The organism is Thermoanaerobaculia bacterium (assembly GCA_035717485.1).
Classification (GTDB): domain Bacteria; phylum Acidobacteriota; class Thermoanaerobaculia; order UBA5066; family DATFVB01; genus DATFVB01.
Map to the genome: position 1 here is coordinate 44390 of DASTIQ010000044.1, position 24145 is coordinate 68534.

The window sequence follows — 24145 nt, forward strand, 5'->3', positions numbered from 1 at the left end:
TGTCCCCGCTGTCGCTCCACCCCGTAGCGCCCGGGCGGCTGACCACGTGTCGACGAGCCCGGATTGACCGGGCTCTTTTATTTGGGGAGAGGTGCCCGTGAGAATCGCCAGCGACGTCACCCGGTTGATCGGAAATACCCCGCTCGTGCGTCTGAACCGCGTCACGGAGGGCGCGGTCGCGACCGTGGCGGCCAAACTCGAGTTCTTCAATCCCGCGCACTCGGTCAAGGACCGCATCGGGGTCGCGATGATCGCCGCCCTCGAGCGCGCGGGGAAGCTCGATCCCCGGAACGCGTCGAAGTCGACGATCGTCGAGCCGACGAGCGGCAACACCGGTATCGCGCTCGCCATGGTCGCGGCGCAGCGCGGCTACTCCTGCGTGCTCGTGATGCCGGACACGATGTCGAAGGAGCGCGTCAAGGTCCTGAAGTTCCTCGGCGCCGAGGTCGTCCTGACGCCCGGGGCCGAGGGCATCAAGGCGGCGCTCGCGAAGGCCGAGGAGATCGCGAAGGACCGGGGCGGTGTCATTCCCCAGCAGTTCGAGAATCCGGCGAACCCCGAGATCCACGAGCGGACGACCGCGATGGAGATCTGGAACGACACGGACGGCGACATGGACATCTTCGTGGCGGGAGTCGGCACCGGCGGGACGTTCACGGGCGTCGGCCGCGTCTGGAAGGCCTGGAAGCCGCAGGTGAAGCTGATCGCCGTCGAGCCGGCCGAGTCGCCCGTCATCGCGGGCGGCACGCACTCGAAGCACAAGATCCAGGGGATCGGAACGGGGATGATTCCGAAGAACCTCGACATGCGCTTCGTGGACGGCACGTTCTCGGTGTCGTCGGACCAGGCGCTCGTGATGGCGCGGCGCCTCGCCCGCGAGGAGGGGATCCTCGGCGGCATCTCGTCGGGCGCGGCGGCGCACGCGGCGGTCGAGATCGCGAAGCAGCCCGACAACCGGGGAAAGCTGATCGTCTGCATCTTCCCGTCGACCTCGGAGCGGTACGTCTCGACGGATCTCTTCCAGGGAATCGACTGATCGAAGCGGCGTGAGCGGGAGCGGCCGGGGATTCCCGGCCGCCCCCGATTCCCGCTCGCGGGTTCAGGTTCCGCGATTCGGCCGCTCCTTTCCGGGCACATCCGTTGCACGGCTTCCCTCCGCCCGGAAAAATCGCGGGCGGGAAGGAAGCACGATGCGACGACTGGCGATTCCGGCGGCTGTGTTTTTCCTCTTCGGGGGGCTCGCGTCCGCCCAGCCGCGTCACGGGCGGTCCGGGTCGGGGGACGAGCACGACATCCGGCAGATGGTGGACTCGATGAATTCGTTCTGGGAACGCGGCGACGCCCGGAACTACGCGAGCGGGCTCTCCGCCGACACCGACTGGGAGAACGCCGCGGGTTGGCGCATTCGCGGCCGCGACGGAGTCGAGCGGTTCCTCGGGCAGTATCTCTGGAAGGAGGGAGCGCGGCCGACCTTCCGTCCCGTCGGGGAACGCGTGAGAATGCTCGGAGGAGATCTCGCCGTCGCCGAACAGGCGGCGGACGCCTCGTCGTCCGTCGAGCCCGGCGGCCCGCCGCGTCGGATCCAGGAGATCCTCTTCTTCCGGAAGCACGCGGGTCGCTGGGAAGTCATCTCGACGTTCATCTGGGAGCTTCGCCAGGGACCCCCGCCGCCCCGGATGCCCGATCTCAGCCCGGAGCCGTTCCGGCAATAGGGGAAAGGCCCCGCGCCGCGGCCGCGGGAGGGCGCCCGGTCGAAGAGGCGGCAGCCGGTTCCAGAGCCGGTGCTCGAGGACGGCTTTCTCGGCCCCCGGTCGATCCCGGAACTCGCAGACTCCGAGACCCGAATTTATCGCCGGTCCGGATGATCCGGGTCATATGCCGGCCGGAGGTCGCCGGGTAACTTCCCTCTCGGAGGCACTCATGGCCACGATCGATCCGGATCTCCCCGTCAAGGACCTCCTCGAGCGATTGCCGGAAATCCGGCCGGTGCTCGCGGCCTTCGACATCGATACCTGCTGCGGGGGACAGCATCCGCTGAAAGAGGCGTGCATCGCCCGGGGCGTCCCGCTCGAGGAGGTCCTCCGAGAGATCGGCCACATCCTTCCGGAGCCCGCCGGCGGCAGAACGCTCCGGGCCGTCCCCGCGCCGGGGGGCGATCTCGTCATCCCCGCGATGTCGATCCGGGAGATCGTCCGGCGGTTCCCGTCGACCGCGGCCGTGCTCGAGAAGCACGGGCTCGGCGACTGCGGGGGAGAGGACGGGCCCGACGAGCCGCTCGGGTGGTTCGCCACGGTCCACCGCATCGCCCTCGGCCCGCTGATGGCCGACGTCAACGCCGCCGCGGCGCGCGACGGCCGCAAAGCTCCGGCGGCTTCCACGCCGAAGGCTCCGCCCCGTCCGTTCTCACCCGAGTTCATCGTCGGTTCGCTCGTCCTGACGCTGACTCTGGGCGCCACCACCGGGATGATCAACCTCCTCCGGATCGCGGCGGGGGGAGACGTGCCGTTCTCCCATCGCCAGATGCACGCGCACACGCAGATCCTCGGATTCGCGGCACTTTTCCTCATGGGGATCGCGTTTCACGCGCTCCCGCGCATCTCGGGAGTCGGCGGCGGTCCGCCCCGCTCCTCGAAGGCGACGTTCTGGCTGATGGCGGGCGGCGTGATCCTTCGGAACTTCGGGCAGCCGTTCAACCTCGCGCCGATCGGGCGAATCGCATCGCTGCTGTCGGGCGTGGCGGAGCTGGCGGCGGGCTGCCTCTTCGCGATCTTCGTCGCGGACCTGATTCGTCGCGCTCCGGCCGGCAAATACGGGAAGAAGGATCCTTTCCTCGTCCTGCTCGGATTCGGGACGACGTTCTTCCTGGCGGCCCTCGTCGTGAATGCCGCCCAGAGCGTCTGGCTCGCCGGACACCTCGAGACCGCGCTGCCGGCGGCGCTGGTCGACCCGTTCTACTTCGTCGCGCTGTACGGATTCCTGCTGGGGTGGGTGTTCGCCTTCGCGCACCGCGTCGTCGCTCTCTTCCTGGGCCTCGAGGCGCCGGGACCGAACCCGGCCCGCGCCGCGCTCGTTCTCCAGACGCTCGGCGTCGCGACGTTCCTCGCCGCCGGGATCCCCGGCCTTTCGAATCCGGCCGCCGCGCTCCTGCGGGACGCGGGAATGGCGGGCGTGGCCCTCGCCGCCATCGTCTTCGTCGCCGGAGCGAAACTCCTCGGCCGCCCGAAGCTTCCCGCGCTCGCTCCTCCCGGCAATCCGCTGTTCGCCATCCGGGCGGCGTTCGTCTGCCTGATGCTCTGGGCGGTCCTGGAGCTCGGCGCGATCGTCGTCGCCCGGACCACCGTGTTCCCGGCCCAGAACCTCTGGTGGGCGGATGCGGCGCGCCACGTCTTCACGATCGGGTTTCTGACGCTGATCATCGTGGGGATGAGCCTCCGGATCCTCCCGGTGTTCTCCGGAAAGACGCTCTGGTCGCCGAAGATGGCGTACGCCACGTACGCGCTGATCCTGGCGGGGGTGGCGCTGCGGCTCCTCCAGTACCCGGCCGCGTTCCACGCGAAGCTCTACGAAGTCGGGTCCTGGATGGGCGTCTTCGTCGTGGGCGGTCTCGTCCTGTTCGCGGTCAACCTCGTCCGGACGATGCGCGCCCGGCCTCCGGCGCGCTCGACGCTTCCGGTCGCGCCCCCGGCGACCCCGGCCGCCTCCCCGGCGCCGTCGCGGTTCGTTTCCCGGCTGCCGGTCCGATGAGCGGCGAGCCGCGCGTGATCGACGTGCGTCCGATCCTCCAGTCGGGCGGCGAACCGCTCGATGCGATTCTCGCGGCGGCCGAAACCGTCGCGCCGGGGGAAGCCCTCGTCGTGATCGCGCCGTTCGAGCCGATGCCGCTCTACGGTCTGATGCGACAGATGGGCTTTTCCCGCGACGTCGAGGAGCTGGACGGCGGCGGATTCCGGGTGACGTTCACGCGCGGCTGAGCCGTTGGAACGCCGCCGGCCGATTCGGTAGAGTGGCGACGTCCGGTTCCGGGGGACGGCGGGATCGGGAGGAGGGACGACGGCAGGCGAAGCGACCACCCAGGGCTCGGACGTCCGGCACGCGGCGGCCTGGGGTCTTCTCGCGGCGATCCTGGTCCTCGCCGGGATCTATGTCGGAAGCCGACGTCTCAAGGACTTCGATCCGGCGCTCGTGTCCTACGCGGGAGCGACCGTCTTTTGCGCGTTCGGGCTCGGCTACCGTTACTCGATGTGGCTCCGCCGCCCGCCGACCCGCCTCTTCTGGTTCCGCGGCTGGCGGCTCTTCCTCGATCCCCGGCGGCTGCCGAGGAACGCCGCCCGTCTCGTCTCGCTCTTCTGGAACAACATCCTCGCCCAGACCTTCATCCGCCGGCGATCGCGCGTCCGATGGGCGGCGCACTGGCTGATCTTCTGGGGGTGCATTCTCGCGGCGGCGGTCACGTTCCCTCTCTCCTTCGGGTGGATCCGCTTCGAGACCCCGCGCGATTCCCAGAGCGTGTACCAGGCATACGTCTTCGGCATCCACGTCTTTTCGTTCCCGCTCGCGAGCATCGTCGCGCCGCTCGTTTTCAACGTGCTCGACATCTCGGCCTTCCTCGTTCTCGGGGGCATCTTCTTCGCTCTCTGGCGCCGCGGCCGGGATCGGGGCGCCTTCGCGGTGCAGCAGTTCGCCAACGACCTCCTCCCGCTTCTCCTGCTCTTCGCGGTTTCGGCGACCGGCCTCTTCCTCACCGCCTCGACGCACTTCATGAACGGCTTCCATTACGTCTTCCTGTCGCAGATCCACGCCGTGACGGTGATCTTCACGCTCCTCTATCTCCCGTTCGGCAAGTTCTTCCACATCTTCCAGCGTCCGGCGCAGCTCGGCGTGGCGTATTACAAGAAGATCGGGGCGGAGGAGGCGGCGGCGCGGTGCGCCGTGTGCGGCGAGGCGTTCGCGTCCGTGATGCACCGCGAGGACCTCAAGACGGTCGAGAGCGCGCTGGGGATCCGGTATGCGCTCGAGTCGGGCGGCCATTACCAGGACGTCTGCCCGTCCTGCCGGCGGAAAACGCTCGCCGTCGTTCAGGACGGGCTGTGGCGCGCCGGGACGCGGGAGGTCTGATGGCGAAGCTTCCGGCCCCCCTTTCGCAGATCGTGGATCGTTTCGGCCCGCACACCAAGGGAGTTCCGGCGGGTGGATGGGCGCCGATCGGAGAGCCGGACCGATTCGTCAAGACCCACTGCTGCTTCTGCGGCCAGCAGTGCGGGATCCAGCTGAAGGTCAAGGACAACAGGGTCGTCGGATTCGAGCCGTGGGAGGACTTTCCGTTCAACGCCGGCAAGCTCTGCCCGAAAGGCGTCAAGCGATACATGCAGGACGAGCACCCGGACCGGCTCCGGTCGCCGCTCGAGCGCGTCGAAGGGGAGGGCTTTCGGCCGGTCTCCTGGGACCTCGCCCTCGATCGCACCGCGAAGGAGATCCGCCGCATCCAGGAGCGGTACGGCGACGACGCCTTCGCGGTGCTCACGGGAGCGTCGCTGACCAACGAGAAGGCCTACCTGATGGGGAAGTTCGCGCGCGTCGCGGTCCGCACCGCGAACATCGACTACAACGGACGGCTCTGCATGGTGTCGGCCGCCGCGGCGTCGAAGAAGGTCTTCGGGATCGACCGGAGCGCGAATCCGTGGAGCGACATCCCGAAGGCGAAGGCGATCCTCGTCGCCGGCGCCAACGTCGCCGACTGTGCGCCGATCACGACCGACTACCTCTGGCAGGCGCGCGAGAACGGGGCGAAGATCATCGTCCTCGATCCCCGGATGACCCCGATCGCGCGCACGGTGGATCTCTTCATCCCGGTTCGCCCGGGCGGCGACATCGGGATCTTCAACGGGATGCTCCACGTGATGATCGAGCGAGGGTGGGTCGACCGCGAATTCATCTCGGAGCACACGACCGGATTCGAGAAGGTCGAGGAGTCCGTCCGCAAGTACACGCCGGAATACGCGGGCAGGATCGCGGGGGTGCCTCCCGCGATGATCGTGAAGGCCGCGGAGATCTGGGGACCCGCGGAGACGAGTTTCCTCCTCCATGCGCGCGGCATCGAACACCACTCGAAGGGCGTCGAGAACTGCATGGCGGCGATCAACCTCGTCGTCGCGACCGGGCGGATCGGCCGCGAAGGGTGCGGCTACGCCATGATCACGGGGCAGGGGAACGGCCAGGGGGCGCGGGAGCAGGGGCAGAAGTGCGACCAGCTCCCCGGCGGGCGCGACATCGAGAACCCCGACCATCGCCGCTTCATCGCGGAAGTCTGGGGGGTCCCGGAGGAGTCGATCCCGCACAAGGGTCTGTCGGCGGTTCCCCTCCTGGAGGCGGTCCACGCCGGCAAGATCAAGGGGCTGCTCCTCATCTGCTTCAATCCCATGGTTTCGCTCCCCGACCAGAATTTCATCCGGGAAGCGCTCGAGAAGCTCGAGTACTTCGCCGTCATCGACTTCTTCCTCTCCGAGACGGCGCGGTTCGCGGACGTCGTCCTCCCCGGCTCGCTCATGGAGGAGGACGAGGGGACGACGACCAGCGTCGAGGGAAGGGTGATCCATCACCGGAAGGCGGTCGAGCCGCCGGCCGGCGCGCGGGAAGACTGGCGGATCGTCTGCGATCTCGCCGCGCGGCTCGGGGCCGGGGTGAAGTTCCCGTACGGCTCGCCGCGGGAGATCTTCGAGGAGCTCCGCACCGCGTCGAAGGGGGGCGTCTCCGACTATTTCGGCATCACGTGGGAGAAGATCGACGCGCAGAAAGGGGTCTTCTGGCCCTGCCCGTCGCTCGATCACCCCGGGACCCCGCGACTCTACGAAGGGGCGCGATTCGGCCATCCCGACGGCCGGGCGCATTTCCAGGCCGTCGAGTGGCGGCCGGCGGCCGAAGAGCCGGACGCCGAATATCCCGTGATCCTCACGACCGGCCGCGTGGTGTCCCAGTATCTCTCGGGGACCCAGACGCGGCGGATCGCCGGGCTCATGGCCCAGGAGCCGGAACCCTTCTGCGAGATCCACCCCAACCTCGCCGCCCGGTACGGGATCGAACCGGACGGGTTCGTCAGCGTCGAGAGCCGCCGCGGATCGACGGTCGTCCGCGCGCGGATCGTCCGGACGATCCGGCCCGACACGGTCTTCGTGCCGTACCACTGGCCCCTCGCGCGCGCCGCGAACAACTGCACGATTCGGGCGATCGATCCCGTGTCGAACATCCCGGAATTCAAGATCTGCGCCGTCCGCATCTCGGCGGCGCCGCGCCCGGACGATGCGATCGCCCGGCTCCCGCCGGAAGCCGGGGGAATCGCGTGAGCGAGCTCGCCTTCTTCATCGACTATTCGCGGTGCATCGGATGCCGGGCGTGCGTGCAGGCGTGCGAGGAATGCGACACCCATCGCGGAGTCTCGATGATCCATCTCGAGACGATCCGCCGCGCCGATACCGTTCAGACCGCTCCGCAGGTCTGCATGCACTGCGAAGATCCGATCTGCGCGCGCGTCTGCCCGGCCGACGCGATCAAGCAGACCCCCGACGGCGTGACCCAGTCGGCGCTGAAGCCCCGCTGCATCGGATGCAGCAACTGCGTCCTGGCGTGCCCCTTCGGCGTGCCGAAGTACTTCGGCGCGATCGACCAGATGATGAAGTGCGACTACTGCTACGACCGGACGAGCGCGGGAAAGCGCCCGATGTGCGCGACCGTCTGTCCTTCCCAGGCGCTCGCGTTCACGACGCGCGAGGAGATCGAGAGGAAGCGCCAGGGAACCGCGATCAACCTCTGGAAGTTCGGCGGCGAGGTCGTCCGAACGAAGATCTCGGTGATCGTTCCCTCGGGAGTGTCCGAGATCCGGATCGGCGAATCGGCACTTTCCCGTGCGGGAGGCCCCGCCGGCGCGACCGAGGACGTGGCCGTGCTGCTGGGAGAGATCTGACGTGGAGGAGCGCGAGGGAGCCGGCCCGCGCTGGCGCGAGGACTTCCCGATCGCGTGGGAGCGGGACCACTACGTCACGCGCCGCGAGCTCGCGAAGTTCCTGACGCTCGGCTCGGCTCTGCTGGCGGGCGCCAGCGCCGTGATCGCGCTGGCGGGACGGCTGTGGAAACCGGCCCGCCGCCGGCGCACGCGGATCGCGAGCGCGGCCGCGGTTCCGCGCGGCGGCTCGCTCCTTTTCCGGTTCCCGACCGACGAAGACCCCTGCATCCTCCTCCGCGCGCCGGACGGCTCCTTCGAGGCCTACTCGCAGGTCTGCACGCATCTTTCCTGCGCCGTCGTCTACCGGCCCGAGGATCGGACGCTCGCCTGCCCCTGTCACAAGGGGGTATTCACGTGCAGCGAAGGGCGGCCGATCGCAGGACCGCCGACGCGCCGGCTCCCGCGGATCGTCCTCGACGTCCGCGGCGACGACGTTTTCGCGACCGGAGTGGAGCTGTAGGGAGATCGCCGTGGAGACGCGCAAACAGGGAACGACCCTCTTCACCGCGATCGCGGTGCTCATCGGCATGCTCGTCGTGATCCAGCTCTGGCTGGTCGCGGCGGCCCTCGAGGCGCTCCTCTCGGGGAATCGCGGCGCGCTGCTGCCCGCGGCGATCGCCTCCGTCGTCCTCCTACTCGTCAACGCCGGGCTCCTCCTCTACATCGTCCGGTTCGACGAGCGGATCCGGCGCCTCGAGGCGCCTCCGCGTGACTGAGCGGCGGCCGCCGCTCTCGCTTCTCGAGCCGCAGGTCGTACGGGGGCTCGCGGAACGGCTGCGGATCGCCCGGCTCCTCCGGCGCTTTCCCGAGCGGAACGTCTGGGCGGCATTCATGTTCGTCAACGGATTCATCACGATCGCGCTGCTCGCCGCCCTCGCGATGGTTTCGCGGACGCCGTTCGTCTTCCCGTCGCTCGGACCGACGGCGTTCCTCTTCTTCTTCACGCCGACGCTTCCGACGGCGAGCCCGCGGCATTCGATCTACGGGCACGCGATCGGGATCGCCTGCGGATACGGGGCTCTGCTCGCGACCGGGCTCCAGCACGCGCCTCCGGCGATGGTCGCCGGGGTGGACTTTCGGCGCGTGCTGGCGGCGGCCCTCTCGCTCGCCGCGACGGGCGCGCTCATGATCCTCTTCAAGGCGGCGCATCCGCCGGCAGGCGCCACGACGCTCATCATCTCGCTCGGAATCGTGACGAGGCCGTCCTATCTTCTGGTCATCGAGATCGCGGTGGCCCTTCTGACGATCCAGGCCATCGCGATCAACCGCCTCGCCGGCATCGACTACCCCCTGTGGTCCCGACGAGCGGAGCCGTCTGGCAGAACGGACGGCCCGCTGGCGTAGTCGTGGTCCTCCCGGGACCAATGACTCTTATGATGCATTTGAGCTATTCCCTGCGCCCCGATCCGGCAGGAGGATGGGCCCAAGAACAGGAGAGGTGAAATGGAGAGAAACCACCGGCGAATCCTCGTGGCTCTTCCCCTGGGAATGGCGATATTCCTCGCCCTGGGGGCCCCGCGGCAGGCGGGCGCGGTCCCCGTCTTCTCCCGGAAATACCAGACTTCGTGCCAGACCTGCCATGCGATCTTTCCGAAACTGAACCCCTTCGGCGAAGCCTTCCGCTTGAACGGATACCGGATGCCGATGGAAACGCCGGAGCTGGTCAAGCAGCCCCCGGTGTCGCTCGGCTCCGAGGCGTATGAGCGGATCTGGCCGGCGATGGTCTATCCGAGCGACCTGCCGTCGTTCGTGCCGCTCGCGATCAACGTCAAGATGGCCGACATCTACGCTTCGAGCCACGACGACAGCGGCAAAACGATCACGCACAACGACTTCCAGTTCCCGCAGGAAGCAAACCTCTTCTCGGCCGGCACTCTCGGATCGCATTTCAGCTTCTTCGGCGAGGTGACGTACGCGGAGAGACCCGACGGCGGCACGGACGTCGAGATCGAGCACGCGCGGCTCGACCTGGATTCGGCGTTCGGGCCGGAGCATCTCTTCAACTTCAAGATCGGCAAGTTCGCGCCCGACCTCTACGACGGCTTCCAGGAAATGTGGCTGATGACCGACAACGGCGTCGACTCGCTCTTCGCCTTCAGCCCGATCGGGATCCACGGCGGGACCGGACTCTCCGAGGAAGGGCCCGGCGTCAGCCTGCCGGACCGGATGCGCGCGATCGAGATGTACGGCGTGGCCGCGCATCGGTTCTTCTACACGATCGGCTACGGGAGTCCGATCGGGCCGGGCGGCCCGAACGACACGTTCGGGAGCAGCAGCCGGAAGGACGTCTACGCCCGGATGGACTACAAGTTCGGCGGGATGGGGCTCGACGGCGACACGACGGGGGTCACGCTGCCCCCGGAGAACTGGCGCGAGCATTCCCTCCGCATCGGCGTCCTCGGCTACTACGGCGACGGCTCTCAGGCCGACCCCTTCGACATCACGGACGAGGAGGGGAACGCGTTCAAGATGCGCGACACCCATTACGGGAGGATCGGCGCCTACGCGTCCCTCTACGTCGGCGACCTGAACCTCTTCGGCGTCGCGCTCCACGGGACCGACAAGCTCCAGCTCAGCGACCCCGACACGCTGACCGAGATCAGCACGACCACGCGGACGTACGACGCGTGGTTCGCCCAGGCGGACTACGTCATCGTGCCGCCGTTCCAGCTCTCGCTCCGCTACGAGAACCTCCGGGTCGCCGATCCCGTCACGCCGACGATCAAGACCCTGAACGCGAACGCGAGCTTCCTGATCCGGGCCAACATCAAGGCCATGATCGAATACAACCGGGACCTCCGCGATTCCGAGAATTACACGCTCGCGACGGTCCTCCGATTCGCTTATTGAAGGAGAAAGGAACCATGAAGAAGATCCTGATCGCCCTGATCGTCGCCGCTTCGTCGGCGCTCCCCGCGGCCGCCGGAGACATCCACGGCAAAGTGACCTGCAAGGGCTCCTCGACGTGCGCCGACACGGTCGTCTACGTCGCCGCGATCCCCGGCAAGACCTTCCCCGCGCCGGCGGCGCACGCGAAGATGAACCAGCTCAACATGAAGTTCGTCCCGCGAATTCTCCCCGTTCTCGAAGGCACCACCGTCGACTTCCTGAACTCCGACGCCGTGCTGCACAACGTCTTCACCCCGGACGCTTGCGCGGACAAGTTCAACCTCGGCACCTGGCCGAAGGGAGAGACGAAGACCTACACGTTCAAGAAGGAATGCGCAGCGGCCCTGCTCTGCAAAGTGCACCCGGAGATGGAGGCGTATGTCGTCGCCGTTCCGACGCCGTACTATGCGCAGGCCAAGGCCGACGGCAGCTACCAGATCGCCGACGTGCCCGACGGGAGCTACACGCTGAAAGTCTGGCATCCGCGGCTCAAGGGCAAGGAAAAGCCGGTGAAGGTCGCGGGAGCGACGGAAGCGGACTTCGAGATCGCCCGCTGACGCCGTGAGAAACCGGGTGGGTCGGCCGCGCCTTCTCTTCCGCATCGCCGCCCTTCTCCCTCTGCTGGCCGCCCTCGGGTGGGCGGCCGGCGAGCGGGGAGGCGACCGAGGAGGAAACCGTCCCGCGAGCCACGTTCCGGAAAAGCCGACCTCAACGGTCGGCGAGAGCTGGGTGCGCCATCTCCGGATCTCTCTCGAGAACACGACGCTCGGGGGGATCGGCCGCTGGGGACCGTCGAGCCCGCAGCCTACCGGGTCCGTTTCGGCTCCCCGGGAGTCGCTCGGTTCCCCGTTCGTCCTGAGCGGGAAGGACCTCTACCGGCTGAACTGCCAGGCATGCCATCGCGAAGACGGAAGCGGAGCGCCTCCCGAGGTCCTCCCCGTGACGAGCCTCGCGCGCGCGACGTCCCGGCAATACTTCCGGGACAAGATGAAGGAACGGGGGCTGCCGGTCGACGAGGCCCAGCTCGCCAAGAACGCGGCGGAGGCGGAAGCGTCCCTCCGCAAGAGGATCCGGAGCGGCGGCGAGAAGATGCCGCCGTTCCCGCAGCTCGACCACGCCGAGACCGAGAGCGTGATCGCGTACGTCAAGCAACTCTCCGGAGTGCCGGAGCCGGGGCCCCCTCCCGCGCCCCTCGAGGAGCCCGTCAACCGCGTCGGCGAGCTCCTCGTCAAGGGAACGTGCCACGTGTGCCACGACGCCTCGGCGACGCCGACCACGGCGTTCGAATACCGCGTCGGCTACGGAGAGCCGCCCCCTCTCTCGTTCTTCACGGAGCAGCGAACGCCCGCCCAGCTCGTCCGGAAGGTCCGGGAGGGGCTCGCGGAACCGAGCGTTTCCGCCCGGCACGGACGCATGCCGATCTTCGACTATCTCACGCCCGAGGAGGTCACCGCGGCCTACATCTACCTCCTCACGGAACCTCCGGGACGCGGCGCCGCCGCATCCCCGGGAGCGTCGGTGCCGGCGGCGGCCGGAGGAGGGCGCCCGAAACTATAATCGCGGGTCGTGCCCCCACGGCCTCCGATTCCTTTCGAGGCGATCCCGATCCTCGCGTCGCTCCGGCCCGAGGACCGCGACGCTCTCGCGCCGCTGTGCGAGATGCGCGGCTACGAGAAGGGGGAGACGATCTTCCGGGAGGGGGATCCCGGCGAGCGCATCCACTTCGTGTTCATCGGCCGCGTCAAGATCGTCAAGGCCGGCCCCGGGCGAGACCTGATCCTGGAGATCCTCGGCCCGGGGGAGCCGGTCGGCGCGGTCGCGGCGTTCGAGCGCAAGGCCTTTCCGGCGACGGCCGTCGCGCTCGAAGCCTGCGGGGTCCTCTCGATCCCGGAGCGACAGTTCTTCGAGCTCCTGGAGAAGCGCCCGGAGATCACCCGCCGGCTCTTCGCCGGGCTGACGATGCGGCTCATGAACCTCAACCGCCATCTCGCCGACATGCTGGGCTCGGTCGAGTATCGCGCCGCGCGGCTCTTCCTGACGCTCGCCGCGAAGATGGGCCAGAAGCGCGACGGCGCGGTCTTCATTCCGGTCGCGCTCTCGCGCCAGGAGCTCGCCGACCTGATCGGGACCACGATCGAAACGGCCATCCGCGTGATGAGCCGGTGGCAGAAGGACGGGCTCGTCGAGACGGAGAAGAACGGCTTCCTTCTTCTCCGGCCGGCGGCGCTTCGCGAGATCAGCTCGGTGGCGTGAGGGCGCGGGCCAGCCGGCGGGCGCGGGCGCGCTTGCCCGCGACGGAGACGGCGAGATCGGCCAGCGTGCGCCGTTCGAGCTGGCGATCGAGAAGCGCCCGCGCCCTCTTCCAGACCGGGTGAGCGGGACACGGCGTCTCGTCCGTGCACTCGGAGAACCCCAGGAGACACCGGCCGCCGAGTCCGAATCCGTCGATCGCCCGCACGACCTGGAGCACCGTGATCCGATCCGCGGGCCGCGAGAGCACGATGCCGCCCAGCGGGCCGCGGCGCGTCTTCACGATGCCGGAATTTCGCAGCTGCTGGACGATCTGGGCGAGCGCGGTCGTGGAAATTCCGACGTCGTTCGCGAGCTCTTCCTGGACGACCATCCTTCCCGGATTGGCGTGTTCCGCCGCCGCGAGCCGCTCCGCCGCCCGCAGCGCGTGCTGGCAGGTCCGGGAATAGAGAAGGGGGCGCCCCTCGGCGGCCGCGTCGTAACGAGGTCGGGCGGGCATGCCGCCGAACCATAGCACGGCTTGACTCCCGTCCGGCCCGGGAGTACCGTTTCATCAATTCTTGATGGAGAACTCATGAATAGGCCGTGCGTCCCGCGCACCGCGGAAGAGAGGGCCGCCGGATGGGGAGGCGCGCTCGCCCGTTTCACGGGCGGAACGCTCGCCTATCTCCTGCTGAGCGGCCTCGCGATCCGGTTCGTTTCGTTTTCGGCGCTCGCGGAATGGACGGTGATCGTCCACAGCGCGGCGGGGGTCCTCTCGTTCGCGCCGCTCGGCGTGTACCTCTTCCGGCACTGGCGCGCCTACCGCGCCGACGCCCTCACCCCGGCAAAGGTGCTCGGGTGGTTCGCGTTCGCGGCCGTCGCCGCGGCGGAGATGTCGGGATTCTGGGCGGCGGGCCTCGCGCTCTTTTCCCGCCGGGTGCCCGGCTGGGTCCGGGACGTCCACCTGATCCCGTCGATCGCGGTCGGCGTCTTCGCCGTCGCTCACCTCTGGCCGATCTGGAAGCGCAAGGCCCTCTCGCCCGACCTCGCCCGCCGGGCGCGGGCGCTCCGCGAGGGGTACCTCGCGTCGACGGTCCTCGTTTCCGCCGCGCTCCTGCTCGCCGCATTCCCGGCGACGCTCGCCCAGCGGTCGCCGCGCCGCGCCGGATCCTTCCCGAAGGATTATCGGATGCCCTTCGGGAAGAACCGTCCCTTCGCGCCCAGCCTCGCGCGCACCGAGCACAACGGAGCGCTGGCGCCCGAGGCGCTCTCGGGATCCGCGTCGTGCGGCTCGTCGGGGTGCCATGAGTCGATCTATCGGGAGTGGTCCGTGTCCGCCCACCGATGGGCGGCGCTCGACCCCGCGTTCCAGCGCGTCCAGGAGGAGATGGCTCGCCAGAACGGGCCGGAGTCGACCCGTTACTGCGGCGGCTGCCACGATCCCATCTCCCTCTTCTCGGGGTCGAAGACCGTCTTCAAGGCGGACCTGACGAGCGATGCCGGCATGACCGAGGGGGTCTCGTGCCTCTCCTGCCATTCCGTCGGAAAAGCGGACGTGCAGGGAAACGCGAACTACGTCGTCCATCCGCCGGAGCGCTATCTCTTCGAGACGTCCCGCTCGCGCGCGGCGCGCCTCGTCTCCGATTTCCTGATCCGCGCCTACCCGAAGCACCACGTCGCGTCCCTCGAGAAGCGCCTGTTCAAGACGCCGGAGTACTGCGCCGCGTGCCACAAGCAGTTCGTCGACCAGGAGGTCAACAACTTCGGGTGGGTACAGCTTCAGAACCAGTACGACAACTGGCGAAAGAGCAAGTGGAACCACCCGGGCGATCCGCGCCGCACGATCGAGTGCCGCGAGTGCCACATGCCTCTCCTCGGCGGCCCCGAGCCCGCTTCGGGGGACACGGCGGACTACAACCGCACGGCGGCCGACGGACAGCACCGCAGCCACCGATTCCTCGGCGCGAACCAGTACATGCCCGCGCTCCTGAAGCTCCCGGGGGGCGAACGGCAGGTGGAACTCGTCGACCGCTGGCTGCACGGCTCGTACCCCGTCCCGGAGATCGCGTCGAAATGGGCCGCCGGCCCGGCGGTGTCGCTCGCCCTCGACGTCCCCTCGCACGCCGACGCGGGCCGCCCGCTGCGGGTGCGGGCGATCATCACGTCGAACAAGGTGGGGCACGACTATCCCACGGGTCCGCTCGACCTGATCCAGTCGTGGATCGAGATCGACGTCCGCGATGCCTCCGGGGCCGTCGTCTTCACGTCGGGGCGTCCGGACGCGAAGAAGATGATCCCGCCCGGTTCCTTCCTCTTCAAGGCGGAGCCCGTCGACCGCTACGGCAATCTCATCGATCGCCACAACCTCTGGGAGATGGTCGGCGTCCGGTACCGGCGCAGCCTCTTCCCGGGATACTCCGACGTGGCGGAGTACACCTTCACGTGCCCCTCCTCGGGTGGCACGCCCGCGCCCGTTCGCGACCTCGTGGTTCCCGACCCGCCGGTCGGCGCCGTCTCGATCGAGGCGATCCTCCACTACCGCAAGCTCGACCAGTTCCTCGTCGATTTCCTTTTCCCGGGCAAGGGGCTCTCGGCGCCGATCACCGATCTCGCCCGGGCCCGGGCGGTCGTCCACATCGTTCCCGCCGCATGAGCGGCTCGCGCCTCCGACGCTTCACTCACCCGCGCGCCGTGATCGCCGCGGCGCTGGCGGTGGTCGCGGCGGCGGCGGCGCTCTACGCGACGCACGGAGGAGAGGAAGCCCCCTACCGCCCCGGAGAGGCCGTCGAAGGAATCACCGACGTCAATCGCCACCAGGTCTCCGGCGCGGACTGGGGGATCCGCTGGACCGACGTCGCCGCGAAGTCCGGCCTCGCCTTCCGGCACTTTTCGGCGGGGGCGCGGTCGACGCAGCTTCCCGAGGACATGGGCTCGGGGCTCGCCTTCGGCGACTACGACGGAGACGGGTGGTGGGACCTCTTCGTGGCCGACACGACCGGACCGCTGACGATGAGCGCGAGCGAGCTCGCGAGCGCTCGCGGCGGCTGCCGTCTCTACCACAACCTCGGAGGCGTGTTCACGGACGTGACCGAGGAGGCGGGTCTGGGAGGGCTCCGCGGGAACTATCTCGGCGCGGCGTGGGGCGATTACGACAACGACGGCCGACCCGACCTCGTCGTGACCTCCTTCGGGGGGATCCGTCTCTTCCACAACCGCGGAGACGGGACGTTCGAGGACGTGTCGCACGCGTCGGGCGTCGACGCGTTCCGCGGCTTCTGGACCGGCGCGACATGGGGAGATGCCGACGGGGACGGGCGTCTCGATCTCTACGTGTGCGGTTACGTCGACTACCGTTTCGACCCCGCCGATGCGGGGCGATCGTCGAAATTCGGCGCCGCCGACAGCCCTTTCACCATCAACCCTTCGTCGTATCCGCCGATCGCGAACCTGTACTTCCACAACGAGGGAGGGGGCCGGTTCCGGGAGATGGCCGCCGAGGCCGGAATCTCCGACCCGGAGGGACGCAGCCTGTCGGCGACGTTCGCCGATTTCGACAATGACGGGCGGTCCGATCTCTACGTCGCCAACGACGTGTCCGAAGGGGCGCTCTACGTCAACGCGGGCGGCGGCCTGTTCGCCGAACGGGGGCACGACGCGCACGTCGCCGACTACCGCGGCGCGATGGGGATCGCGGTCGGCGACGTCGACGGCGACGGCGCGCTCGACATGTTCGTCACCCACTGGATCGCGGAAGCGAACGCGCTTTACCTCAACCGGCTCTTCGCCGGGCCCTCGCGGCGGCTCGACTTCGAGGACGCGGCGGAGCGTTTCGGGCTCGGCGAGATCTCGACCGACGACATCGCCTGGGGCGCCGCCTTCCTCGACGTCGACGGCGACGGTTTCCCGGATCTCGCCGTGGCGAACGGCTCGACGTTCGAGGACGCCGCCGACCGTCGCCGGCTCGTCCCGATGCCGATGCGACTGTTCCGGAACCTCGGCGGCCGGAGGTTCACCGACGTCGCTCCGGCTTCCGGCGAGGTCTGGACCACCCCACGGGTGCATCGCGGCCTCGCCGTGGCGGACGTGGACGGAGACCTCCGGCAGGAGATCGCCGTGGTCGTCCACGGCGGAGAATTGATCCTCCTGAAGGCGGCCGGGGGGCCCGCGAACCACCGAATCGCGTTTCGACTGGAGGGAACGCGGTCGAACCGGTCGGCGTACGGCGCCCGGGTCACGCTGCTCGCCGCGGGGAGGACGCAGATTCGCGAGATCGGCGCGGGGTCTTCCTATCTTTCCCAGAACGCCCCGGAGGCCGTCTTCGGCCTCGGCGCGGCGGCGAGCGCCGACCGGGTCACGGTCCGGTGGCCGTCCGGCGCCGCGCAGACGTTCACGGACCTCGCCGCCGATCGCGCGTACCGGCTCAAGGAAGGGCGGGGGGCGCCCGAGGCGATCCCGGGAGGGCGGGGCGGCGAACTGGCCTTCTGGGACGCCTACGCGCGGGCGCGGGACCGCGCGGGCCGCGGAGATGCGGTCGGCGCGATCGCGGGCTACCGCGAGGCGCTGGCCGTGAACCCGAGGCACGAGGACAGCCTCTATGCGCTCGGGAACCTCCTCCTCGAGAGCGGCGACCGGTCCGGCGCCCGAAAAGCGTTCGAGACGCTCGCGGCGTTCGCCCCGCGGAGCGCCCGAATGCACGGGGCGCTCGGCGACCTGCTTGCCGAAGAGGCCGCCGGGAGCGGCGCCGGGTTCGACGCGGCAAGAACGCATTACCGCGCCGCCGGCGAGTTGAACGGCGAAGAGACGGGCTGGGTACTCCGGACGGGGGAGATTTCGCTCGCCGAGGGGAAGACCCGGGACGCGGCGGTCGCGTTCCGGAACGTCCTCTCGACGAATCCCCGCTCGTTCGAAGCGCTCTATCTCTCCGGTTTTCTCGCGTACCGCCGGGGCGATCTCACCGAAGCCGGGCGCCTTCATGCGCACGCCTTCGCGGCGATCCCCCTTCCGGCCGGGCCGGCGTCGGCCGAGGGGGACGCGCGCCGCGCGGGATCCGCGCTTCCGCGGCGGGGCGTCTTCGCCGCGCACTGGAGACGCCTGGCATCGGGTCCGATGACGATGGAAGAAGCCTACGCGGACCTGTCGCGGCGGATCGGGAAACCTTCCCGCTGAGACCGAGTCGCCTTCGACCCGGAACCGCTACCGGTGGGCGGGCGCCGCGCCGAGTTCGTCGGCCCGCACGCGGCCGAGGCATTCCTGACCGCACCCGCGGTTCTCGGGCCAGAGCGAGCACTCCGCGACCCGGAGCGGCAGGCGGTCGAACGCCGAGCCGATCGCGATCGAAAGCGCGTCGACCCGAACGCCCGCCGGCCCCCCCGTGCGCGGGCAGAGGAGCGAGCGGGTCCCTCGAAATCGCCGGTAGGCGCCCACGGCGACCGGCAGGGCGACCAGCAGCAGCCCCGCGCCGACGACTCCCACGATCTCCCAGGCCGAACCGTTCATGACCGCCTCCTTCGCTCCGCGGCTCGCGCCGCGATCTCGAGGTCCGACTTCAGCGCTTCGGGTGCTCGCTCTCCGCCGGCGCGGAACCGGCATCGAACAGCGACTCCGCCGCATGGACGTACTCGACGTAGGCGCGGACGTACGCGCGTCCCGCCGCCACGCTCTCCGACGCATGCCGTCGCGCTTCGCGGACGCGGGCGAACCGTTCGCGGAGGAAGGCGGCGTCGCGGTCCGTGACGAGGCGGACGAGATCGTCGGCCGACCCGGTCTCGAGCGATCGGTCCGCGGCCCGCACCGCGGGAGAGACTTCCGTCCCGGCTGCCTTGACGCCCGTGAACGGCTCGCCTTCGGAGGCGCGATGCAGGCGCACGACGGTCTCGAAAAACGAACGATCGGCCAGGGCCTCGGCGGCCGGCCCGAGTCGCCGCACGACGGATACTTCGTCGAATGCGCGCCGGACCTCCGCCTCGCTCGCCGGAGCCACCCACTTCAGCACCGGATCGACCGCGCCCGACTCGAGCGCGGCGCGCGCGTCGGCGACGACGGGACCATCCAGCGTGTCGCAGTGGGCGGCGGCGGGACGGGCGGTCGCGACGGCCGCGAGGAAGAACGCCGCGATCGCGACGCGGAGCGGGGAGCGGAGCATCGGCTCCCTCCTTCTCATGCCGCGCGCGGCTTCCGCTTCCACGCGATGTAGGGACGCGCGAGCGTCCGCATCGCGGCGAGCTTGGCTTCGTAGAACCGGGTCCCGAGCGTCGGCGGAACGAGGTCGGCGGCCTCTTCCGGCTGCACGACGAGAGAAACCTCGATCGGAAGGATGCCGACGGGAAGGCCGGTTCGCCGGCATGCCTCGTACAGGTACGCGAAGACCTCTTTCATCGCTGCCGGTTCCGGCGACGGGACGTCCTGCATCTCGCTGTCGACGGTCGGCCGGAAGATGCAGACCGTGGGGAACGCGCCGGCGTCGACGATCCGGTCGATGCCGCGTTTCGTCGCTTCGATCGGCTCGACGCCCGCGATGATCTCTCCCGAAACCCGGCCGGCTCCGAGCTTCTTTGCCGCGTATTCCATCGCGTCGAAGAAGCCCTGCTGCCCGACGGTGTCGGCCTTGCCCGGGCAGAGCCGGGCGAACCATTCGGGGTCCTCGAACTCGTAGCAGAAGGAGAAGTGGTCGGCACCGGCGTCGATGAGCGCGTCGTACTCCCCGAACTTGCGCTTCGGGACCGGGTGGGCCTGGACGCCGATGAATCCGCCGACGCGCTCCCGAACGGCCTTCACGAACGGCTCGCATTGCCGCAGGCCGTGGATCGGCTCGAGCTTGTCGACGTCCTCGAAGTGGTAGCCGGTGTTGAAGTGCGTGAAGATCGAACCCGATTCGTCGCGGGCCGCGAGGGCGACCTCGACGACGTCCTCCACCTTCTTGCGCGACTGCTCGACGACGCCGACGTTCTTTCCGGTCGTGCAGAACTTGCAGGCCCGGGAGGGGGTCGACGCCCAGTAGAGGCAGGAGTTCGAGACGTAGACGCCGAGGTAGTTCCCCTGGAGAACGCCGATGCGGGACATCTCGACGCCGGTCTCCGTCCGGCGGGAGTACCACCCGGGCTCCGGAGGGATCTCGACGGGGTAATGCATCCCCGAGCGGACGTCCTCGACGAAGTAGCTCCCGGCGCGCTGCAGGAGAAAAGGGGAAGCCTGTGCGAAAGGCTCGACGACGGGAGCGTTCATCCAGATGTTCTTCCGGGGCGACGGCAGGACGAGCTCGAGCCCCGACCCGAGGCCGGCGCGCGTCCGGGCGATCCGCCGGGCGTCCTCGTCGGTGTGGCACGACGGGTCGATCCGGACTCCCCGGCAGAAGAGTTCGATCTCGAGTTCCACGGGTGACAGCATGGGTTCCCTCCCTCTCTCTGCCCGCAGCGTAGGCGGACCGCCGCTTTCCCGCCATGATGCAAATCATCCAGAACGCCCGAAAAACCCGCGTTTCTTATGACGGAAATCATGGGGCGCCCGGCGGGGCCGCCCTACGCTCGCGGCATGAAACAGAACACGAGCGGAGGATGTATGCGGAGAGCTTCCCGGACGATTCCCGCCGCCCTTCTGGCCGCGGCGCTCGGCGCCGCCGGCTGCGCGCGGAAGGCGGCCACGGCCGGACCGGGGTCCCTGACGCCCGCCTTCCTGGACGTGGCGGTCGCGAAGCGCCCGCCGGTCTCGCCGGCCACGATCGCGCGGGGCCGGACGGTCTACCTCGCCAATTGCGTCCAGTGCCACGGCGAGGACGGCGCGGGCGACGGCTTCGGCGCGCCGTTCCTGGTGCCGCCGCCGCGCGACTTCACGACCGCCGAGTTCAAGTTCCGGACGACGGCGGCGGGGGAACTCCCGACGGACGAAGACCTCTTCCGAACGATCTCGCGCGGCGCGTCCGGGACCGGGATGCCGCCGTGGGCCTACCTGCTCCCGGCGGAAGACCGCTGGGCGCTCGTCGACTACGTCAAGACCTTCTCGCCGCGCTTCAACGGGGCCGCCGCGCGGACGATGGCGGCGATCCCGCCGCCGCCGTCCTCCGAGGACGCGGCCCGGGGAAAGCTCGTGTACCAGCAGATGCAGTGCGCGAAGTGCCACGGCGACGACGGGCGCGGCGACGGACCTTCGGCGCTGACGCTCCAGGATGCGAAGGGGCGGCACATCAACTCGCGCGACTTCACGACGCCCGGCGCCTTCCGAACCGGATGGACCGACCGGGAGATCGTCCGCACGTTCCAGACGGGGCTGAACGGCACCCCGATGCCTTCCTACGCCGGGCTGATGACGCCGCAGCAGGCCTACGACCTCGCCGCGTACGTGAGGAGCTTCGCCGGGCCGGGATCCGGCAACCAGAAGCGCCAGACCGCCCGCGGGATGGAGGGGGTCGGAGCGCCGTCGCGCGTGATCGAGCTCCGCGAGCACGCGTGGCGGTACGAGCCCGCCGAGATCCGCGTCCGGAGAGGCGAGGTCGTCCAGATCCGCTTCTCGGCGACCGACAACGGGCTGGGCGCCGGCCACGGCTTCGCGATCGACGGCTACGACCAGCAGGTGTTCATCAACGGCGCGATGGTCGGCTCGCCGCAGACGGTCACGTTCAAGATCGACGAGCCGGGGACCTACCGCTACTACTGCGCGACCCAGTGCAGCACGACGGAGCTCCATCCGAAGATGCACGGAACGCTGATCGTCGAATGATCGATCGTCGAAAGGAAAGAGGAAGAACATGAATCGGAAATCCCTTCTCCTGGTCCTGGTGGCGGTCGCGGGGACGATCGCCTTCATGCGGACGGTCGGATGCGGCTCGGCGCGGACGGCCCGATCCCTCGCGGCGGACAAGGTCTACGTCCCGCCCGGCGAGCACGACAAGTACTACGCCTTCCTCTCCGGAGGGCAGAGCGGCTCGGTGTTCGTCGTCGGGATTCCCTCCTGCCGGCTCATCCGGGAAATCCCGGTCTTCGAGCCCCGGGCGGCGTACGGCTACGCCGTCCACGACGGCGATCCGCGTCGGCAGCAGCTGATCGATACCGGCGGCCTCTGGGGCGACACGCATCACCCGGCGCTCTCCGAGACGAACGGCGTGTACGACGGGCGCTATCTCTGGATCAACGACCTTTCGAACGCGCGGCTCGCCCGGGTCCGGCTCGACTACTTCGAAGCGGACAAGATCGTGAAGATCCCGAATCTCCAGGGGGCCCACGGCATCGCCGTCGTCTCTCCCGATACGAAGTACATCGTGGTCAACGGCGAGTTCGAGCAGCCGACCGACGGGATGGTGACGAACCCGGCGCCGTACACGTCGGTCGTCGCCTTCGTCGAGCCGAACACGATGGAGGTCCGGTTCGAGGTCCGGGTACCCGGAAACATCGACATCGCCGACACGTCCAAGGACGGGCGCTATTCCTTCTCGACCGTCTACAACCTCGAGCAGGGGAAGGACATGGGCGGCATGATCCAGTTCGACCGCGACGCCGTCGCCGCGATCGACATTCCCCTGGCGGAGAAGAACGCGGCCGCCGGGAAGGGTCACGTCCGCAACGGCGTGCCGATCCTGGAGCCCTCGGAGAATCCGGGCGTCCTGACGCTCATCCCCGTCCCGAAGAACCCGCACGGCGTCAACGTCACGCCCGACGGGAAATACGCGATCGCCGCCGGCAAGCTCTCCCCGACCGTGACGATCATCGACGCCCGCACGTTGAAGATCGTCGCGGAGCCCGAGGTCGGCCTCGGACCGCTCCACACGACGTTCGACGGCCGCGGCAACGCGTACACCTCGCTCTTCCTCGACAGCCAGGTCGTCAAGTGGAACATCGAGAAGGCGGTCAAGGGCGCGCCCGATTACATCGTCGACCGCATCAACGTCCATTACAACATCGGCCACCTCCAGGCGGTCGGAGGCGCGTCCATGAAGCCGGCGGGAGACTACCTGCTGGCCCTGAACAAGCTCTCCAAGGACCAGTACCTGCCGGTCGGCCCGGACATGCCCGAAGATCAGGAGCTGATCGACATCTCGGGCGAGAAGATGAAGATGCTCGCCTCGTTCCCGACTCCCCCCGAGCCGCACGACGCGGAGTTCATCGCGGCGTCCGTGCTCTCTCCGAAGGTCAAGCAGGTCTTCACGCCGGCCCCCGACGCGGTCGCCGCCGGACAGGAGAGCGTCGTCCGGACGGGGCCCCACGCCGTCACCGTCAACATGACGATGATCCGGAGCGCCTACACGCCCGACCACTTCGAGGTGAAGGAAGGCGACACCGTGACGTTCCGGCTGACGAACGTCGAGACGATGCGCGACATGATCCACGGCTTCGCTCTCCCCGACCACGACCTGAATCTGGCGCTTCCTCCCGGTGCCACGAAGACGGTCGTCGTCGCGGCCGGGAAGCCGGGGGTCTACTGGTATTACTGCACGAATTTCTGCAGCGCGCTCCATCTCGAGATGCGGGGACGCATGATCGTCCAGCCGAAGGACTCGACGGTCGCGATTCCCGACTGGAAAGCGGCGCAGAACGTCAAGGGAACGGTGCCGGGCGTGCCGTCCACCGGAGCCGGACAGTGAGGGGCGGAAGGCGCCGCTTCGCGTTCTTCGCCGCCGCCGCGCTCGCCGCCGCGGCGGCCTTCCTTCCGCTCTGGGGGTTCCGGATGTCGGCGCCGCAGTATCCGGGCGAGTCCCTCCATCTGCGGGTGACCGCCCGGGCGATCGGCGGGGACGTGCACGAGATCACGACGCTCCAGCAGTACATCGGCGTCCGGTTCCCGACGCGGCTTCCGGAGCTCCGATTCCTGGTTCCCGCCATCCTGTCGCTTTCGGCGATCTTCCTGGTCGCGGGCGTCCTCGCCGGACGGCGGGGCGGGCGCGCCGCGGGGCTGGCCTCTCTCGTCCTGGCCATCCTTTTCTTCGCGGTTTCGGCCGCCGTCCTGCAGAAGCGCCTCTACGAAGTCGGCCACGATCGCGATCCCCGCGCTCCCATCCACGCGGTCCGCGATTTCACGCCGCCGATCGTCGGCCCCACGAAGGTCGGC

23 protein-coding genes are annotated in these 24145 nt (G+C 69.1%); 19 read left to right on the top strand and 4 right to left on the bottom strand.

Annotated features, from left to right (window positions below; translation table 11 throughout):
- Window positions 1-97: 97 nt before the first annotated feature.
- From cysK to VFS34_02445, 14 genes are all read left to right on the top strand, one after another.
- The gene (gene cysK, locus VFS34_02380; GenBank protein HET9793282.1) at window positions 98-1036 is read left to right on the top strand and encodes a cysteine synthase A; all 939 of its coding nucleotides are present in this window, start codon (window positions 98-100) and stop codon (window positions 1034-1036) included.
- 154 nt (window positions 1037-1190) lie between these two features.
- On the top strand, window positions 1191-1712 hold the full coding sequence (locus VFS34_02385; GenBank protein ID HET9793283.1) for an SgcJ/EcaC family oxidoreductase: 522 nt from the start codon (window positions 1191-1193) through the stop codon (window positions 1710-1712).
- A gap of 208 nt (window positions 1713-1920) precedes the next feature.
- A complete protein-coding gene (locus VFS34_02390; protein ID HET9793284.1) occupies window positions 1921-3744 on the top strand; it encodes a DUF542 domain-containing protein in 1824 nt (607 codons plus the stop codon).
- Window positions 3741-3971, top strand: coding sequence for a DUF2249 domain-containing protein (locus tag VFS34_02395; protein HET9793285.1), 231 nt, complete (start codon window positions 3741-3743; stop codon window positions 3969-3971). Before VFS34_02390 ends, VFS34_02395 begins: the two co-directional genes overlap by 4 nt.
- 211 nt (window positions 3972-4182) lie before the next feature.
- Window positions 4183-5115, top strand: a complete 933-nt coding sequence (locus tag VFS34_02400; GenBank protein ID HET9793286.1) for an MFS transporter — start codon at window positions 4183-4185, stop codon at window positions 5113-5115.
- Window positions 5115-7337, top strand: coding sequence for a molybdopterin-dependent oxidoreductase (locus VFS34_02405; protein ID HET9793287.1), 2223 nt, complete (start codon window positions 5115-5117; stop codon window positions 7335-7337). The genes VFS34_02400 and VFS34_02405 overlap by 1 nt, the downstream gene beginning before the upstream one ends.
- Window positions 7334-7954, top strand: a complete 621-nt coding sequence (locus tag VFS34_02410; protein HET9793288.1) for a 4Fe-4S dicluster domain-containing protein — start codon at window positions 7334-7336, stop codon at window positions 7952-7954. The genes VFS34_02405 and VFS34_02410 overlap by 4 nt, the downstream gene beginning before the upstream one ends.
- Before the next feature lies 1 nt (window position 7955).
- On the top strand, window positions 7956-8453 hold the full coding sequence (locus tag VFS34_02415; GenBank protein HET9793289.1) for a Rieske 2Fe-2S domain-containing protein: 498 nt from the start codon (window positions 7956-7958) through the stop codon (window positions 8451-8453).
- A 10-nt stretch (window positions 8454-8463) separates the two neighbouring features.
- Window positions 8464-8709, top strand: coding sequence for a DUF6755 family protein (locus tag VFS34_02420; GenBank protein HET9793290.1), 246 nt, complete (start codon window positions 8464-8466; stop codon window positions 8707-8709).
- Window positions 8702-9337: an HPP family protein gene (locus tag VFS34_02425; protein HET9793291.1), complete on the top strand. Its 636-nt coding sequence runs from the start codon at window positions 8702-8704 to the stop codon at window positions 9335-9337. Before VFS34_02420 ends, VFS34_02425 begins: the two co-directional genes overlap by 8 nt.
- Window positions 9338-9436: 99 nt before the next feature.
- Window positions 9437-10843: a hypothetical protein gene (locus VFS34_02430; GenBank protein HET9793292.1), complete on the top strand. Its 1407-nt coding sequence runs from the start codon at window positions 9437-9439 to the stop codon at window positions 10841-10843.
- Window positions 10844-10857: 14 nt separating this feature from the next.
- Window positions 10858-11439 (top strand): plastocyanin/azurin family copper-binding protein, encoded by a 582-nt coding sequence (locus VFS34_02435; protein HET9793293.1) that lies wholly within the window; start codon window positions 10858-10860, stop codon window positions 11437-11439.
- 4 nt (window positions 11440-11443) lie between these two features.
- Window positions 11444-12439 (top strand): cytochrome c, encoded by a 996-nt coding sequence (locus VFS34_02440; protein ID HET9793294.1) that lies wholly within the window; start codon window positions 11444-11446, stop codon window positions 12437-12439.
- A 9-nt stretch (window positions 12440-12448) separates the two neighbouring features.
- Complete coding sequence (locus VFS34_02445) at window positions 12449-13135, top strand: Crp/Fnr family transcriptional regulator (GenBank protein HET9793295.1); 687 nt, start codon at window positions 12449-12451, stop codon at window positions 13133-13135.
- Here VFS34_02445 and VFS34_02450 read toward each other — a convergent pair.
- Window positions 13119-13631, bottom strand: a complete 513-nt coding sequence (locus tag VFS34_02450; GenBank protein ID HET9793296.1) for an Rrf2 family transcriptional regulator — start codon at window positions 13629-13631, stop codon at window positions 13119-13121. The genes VFS34_02445 and VFS34_02450 overlap by 17 nt on opposite strands.
- A gap of 75 nt (window positions 13632-13706) precedes the next feature.
- Between VFS34_02450 and VFS34_02455 the strand changes: the two genes are divergently transcribed.
- Window positions 13707-15767: a multiheme c-type cytochrome gene (locus VFS34_02455; GenBank protein ID HET9793297.1), complete on the top strand. Its 2061-nt coding sequence runs from the start codon at window positions 13707-13709 to the stop codon at window positions 15765-15767.
- Window positions 15764-18280 (top strand): FG-GAP-like repeat-containing protein, encoded by a 2517-nt coding sequence (locus VFS34_02460; protein HET9793298.1) that lies wholly within the window; start codon window positions 15764-15766, stop codon window positions 18278-18280. Before VFS34_02455 ends, VFS34_02460 begins: the two co-directional genes overlap by 4 nt.
- 27 nt (window positions 18281-18307) lie before the next feature.
- Here the strand turns inward: VFS34_02460 and VFS34_02465 are convergent, their stop codons facing one another.
- Genes VFS34_02465 through VFS34_02475 form a run of 3 tightly spaced genes read right to left on the bottom strand, consistent with a single transcriptional unit; the run spans window position 18308 to window position 20497 of the window.
- Window positions 18308-18610 (bottom strand): hypothetical protein, encoded by a 303-nt coding sequence (locus tag VFS34_02465; protein HET9793299.1) that lies wholly within the window; start codon window positions 18608-18610, stop codon window positions 18308-18310.
- Between the two features lie 49 nt (window positions 18611-18659).
- A complete protein-coding gene (locus VFS34_02470) occupies window positions 18660-19256 on the bottom strand; it encodes a DUF6448 family protein (GenBank protein ID HET9793300.1) in 597 nt (198 codons plus the stop codon).
- A 14-nt stretch (window positions 19257-19270) separates the two neighbouring features.
- On the bottom strand, window positions 19271-20497 hold the full coding sequence (locus VFS34_02475) for a radical SAM protein (protein HET9793301.1): 1227 nt from the start codon (window positions 20495-20497) through the stop codon (window positions 19271-19273).
- Between the two features lie 144 nt (window positions 20498-20641).
- Between VFS34_02475 and VFS34_02480 the strand changes: the two genes are divergently transcribed.
- From VFS34_02480 to VFS34_02490, 3 genes are all read left to right on the top strand, one after another.
- A complete protein-coding gene (locus VFS34_02480; protein ID HET9793302.1) occupies window positions 20642-21823 on the top strand; it encodes a c-type cytochrome in 1182 nt (393 codons plus the stop codon).
- 28 nt (window positions 21824-21851) lie between these two features.
- Window positions 21852-23681 (top strand): cupredoxin domain-containing protein, encoded by a 1830-nt coding sequence (locus VFS34_02485; GenBank protein HET9793303.1) that lies wholly within the window; start codon window positions 21852-21854, stop codon window positions 23679-23681.
- On the top strand, window positions 23678-24145 hold a 468-nt coding region (locus tag VFS34_02490; protein ID HET9793304.1), incomplete at its 3' end, for a hypothetical protein. The genes VFS34_02485 and VFS34_02490, both read left to right, overlap by 4 nt.

Excerpts from the sequence above, each read along its gene's own strand:
- VFS34_02385 (HET9793283.1), top strand. The coding sequence starts at position 1,191 with ATGCGACGACTGGCGATTCCGGCGGCTGTGTTTTTCCTCTTCGGGGGG.
- VFS34_02390 (HET9793284.1), top strand. The coding sequence starts at position 1,921 with ATGGCCACGATCGATCCGGATCTCCCCGTCAAGGACCTCCTCGAGCGA.
- VFS34_02395 (HET9793285.1), top strand. The coding sequence starts at position 3,741 with ATGAGCGGCGAGCCGCGCGTGATCGACGTGCGTCCGATCCTCCAGTCG.
- VFS34_02405 (HET9793287.1), top strand. The coding sequence starts at position 5,115 with ATGGCGAAGCTTCCGGCCCCCCTTTCGCAGATCGTGGATCGTTTCGGC.
- VFS34_02430 (HET9793292.1), top strand. The coding sequence starts at position 9,437 with ATGGAGAGAAACCACCGGCGAATCCTCGTGGCTCTTCCCCTGGGAATG.
- VFS34_02435 (HET9793293.1), top strand. The coding sequence starts at position 10,858 with ATGAAGAAGATCCTGATCGCCCTGATCGTCGCCGCTTCGTCGGCGCTC.
- VFS34_02450 (HET9793296.1), bottom strand. The coding sequence starts at position 13,631 with ATGCCCGCCCGACCTCGTTACGACGCGGCCGCCGAGGGGCGCCCCCTT.
- VFS34_02455 (HET9793297.1), top strand. The coding sequence starts at position 13,707 with ATGAATAGGCCGTGCGTCCCGCGCACCGCGGAAGAGAGGGCCGCCGGA.
- VFS34_02460 (HET9793298.1), top strand. The coding sequence starts at position 15,764 with ATGAGCGGCTCGCGCCTCCGACGCTTCACTCACCCGCGCGCCGTGATC.
- VFS34_02465 (HET9793299.1), bottom strand. The coding sequence starts at position 18,610 with ATGAACGGTTCGGCCTGGGAGATCGTGGGAGTCGTCGGCGCGGGGCTG.
- VFS34_02470 (HET9793300.1), bottom strand. The coding sequence starts at position 19,256 with ATGCTCCGCTCCCCGCTCCGCGTCGCGATCGCGGCGTTCTTCCTCGCG.
- VFS34_02475 (HET9793301.1), bottom strand. The coding sequence starts at position 20,497 with ATGCTGTCACCCGTGGAACTCGAGATCGAACTCTTCTGCCGGGGAGTC.
- VFS34_02480 (HET9793302.1), top strand. The coding sequence starts at position 20,642 with ATGAAACAGAACACGAGCGGAGGATGTATGCGGAGAGCTTCCCGGACG.
- VFS34_02485 (HET9793303.1), top strand. The coding sequence starts at position 21,852 with ATGAATCGGAAATCCCTTCTCCTGGTCCTGGTGGCGGTCGCGGGGACG.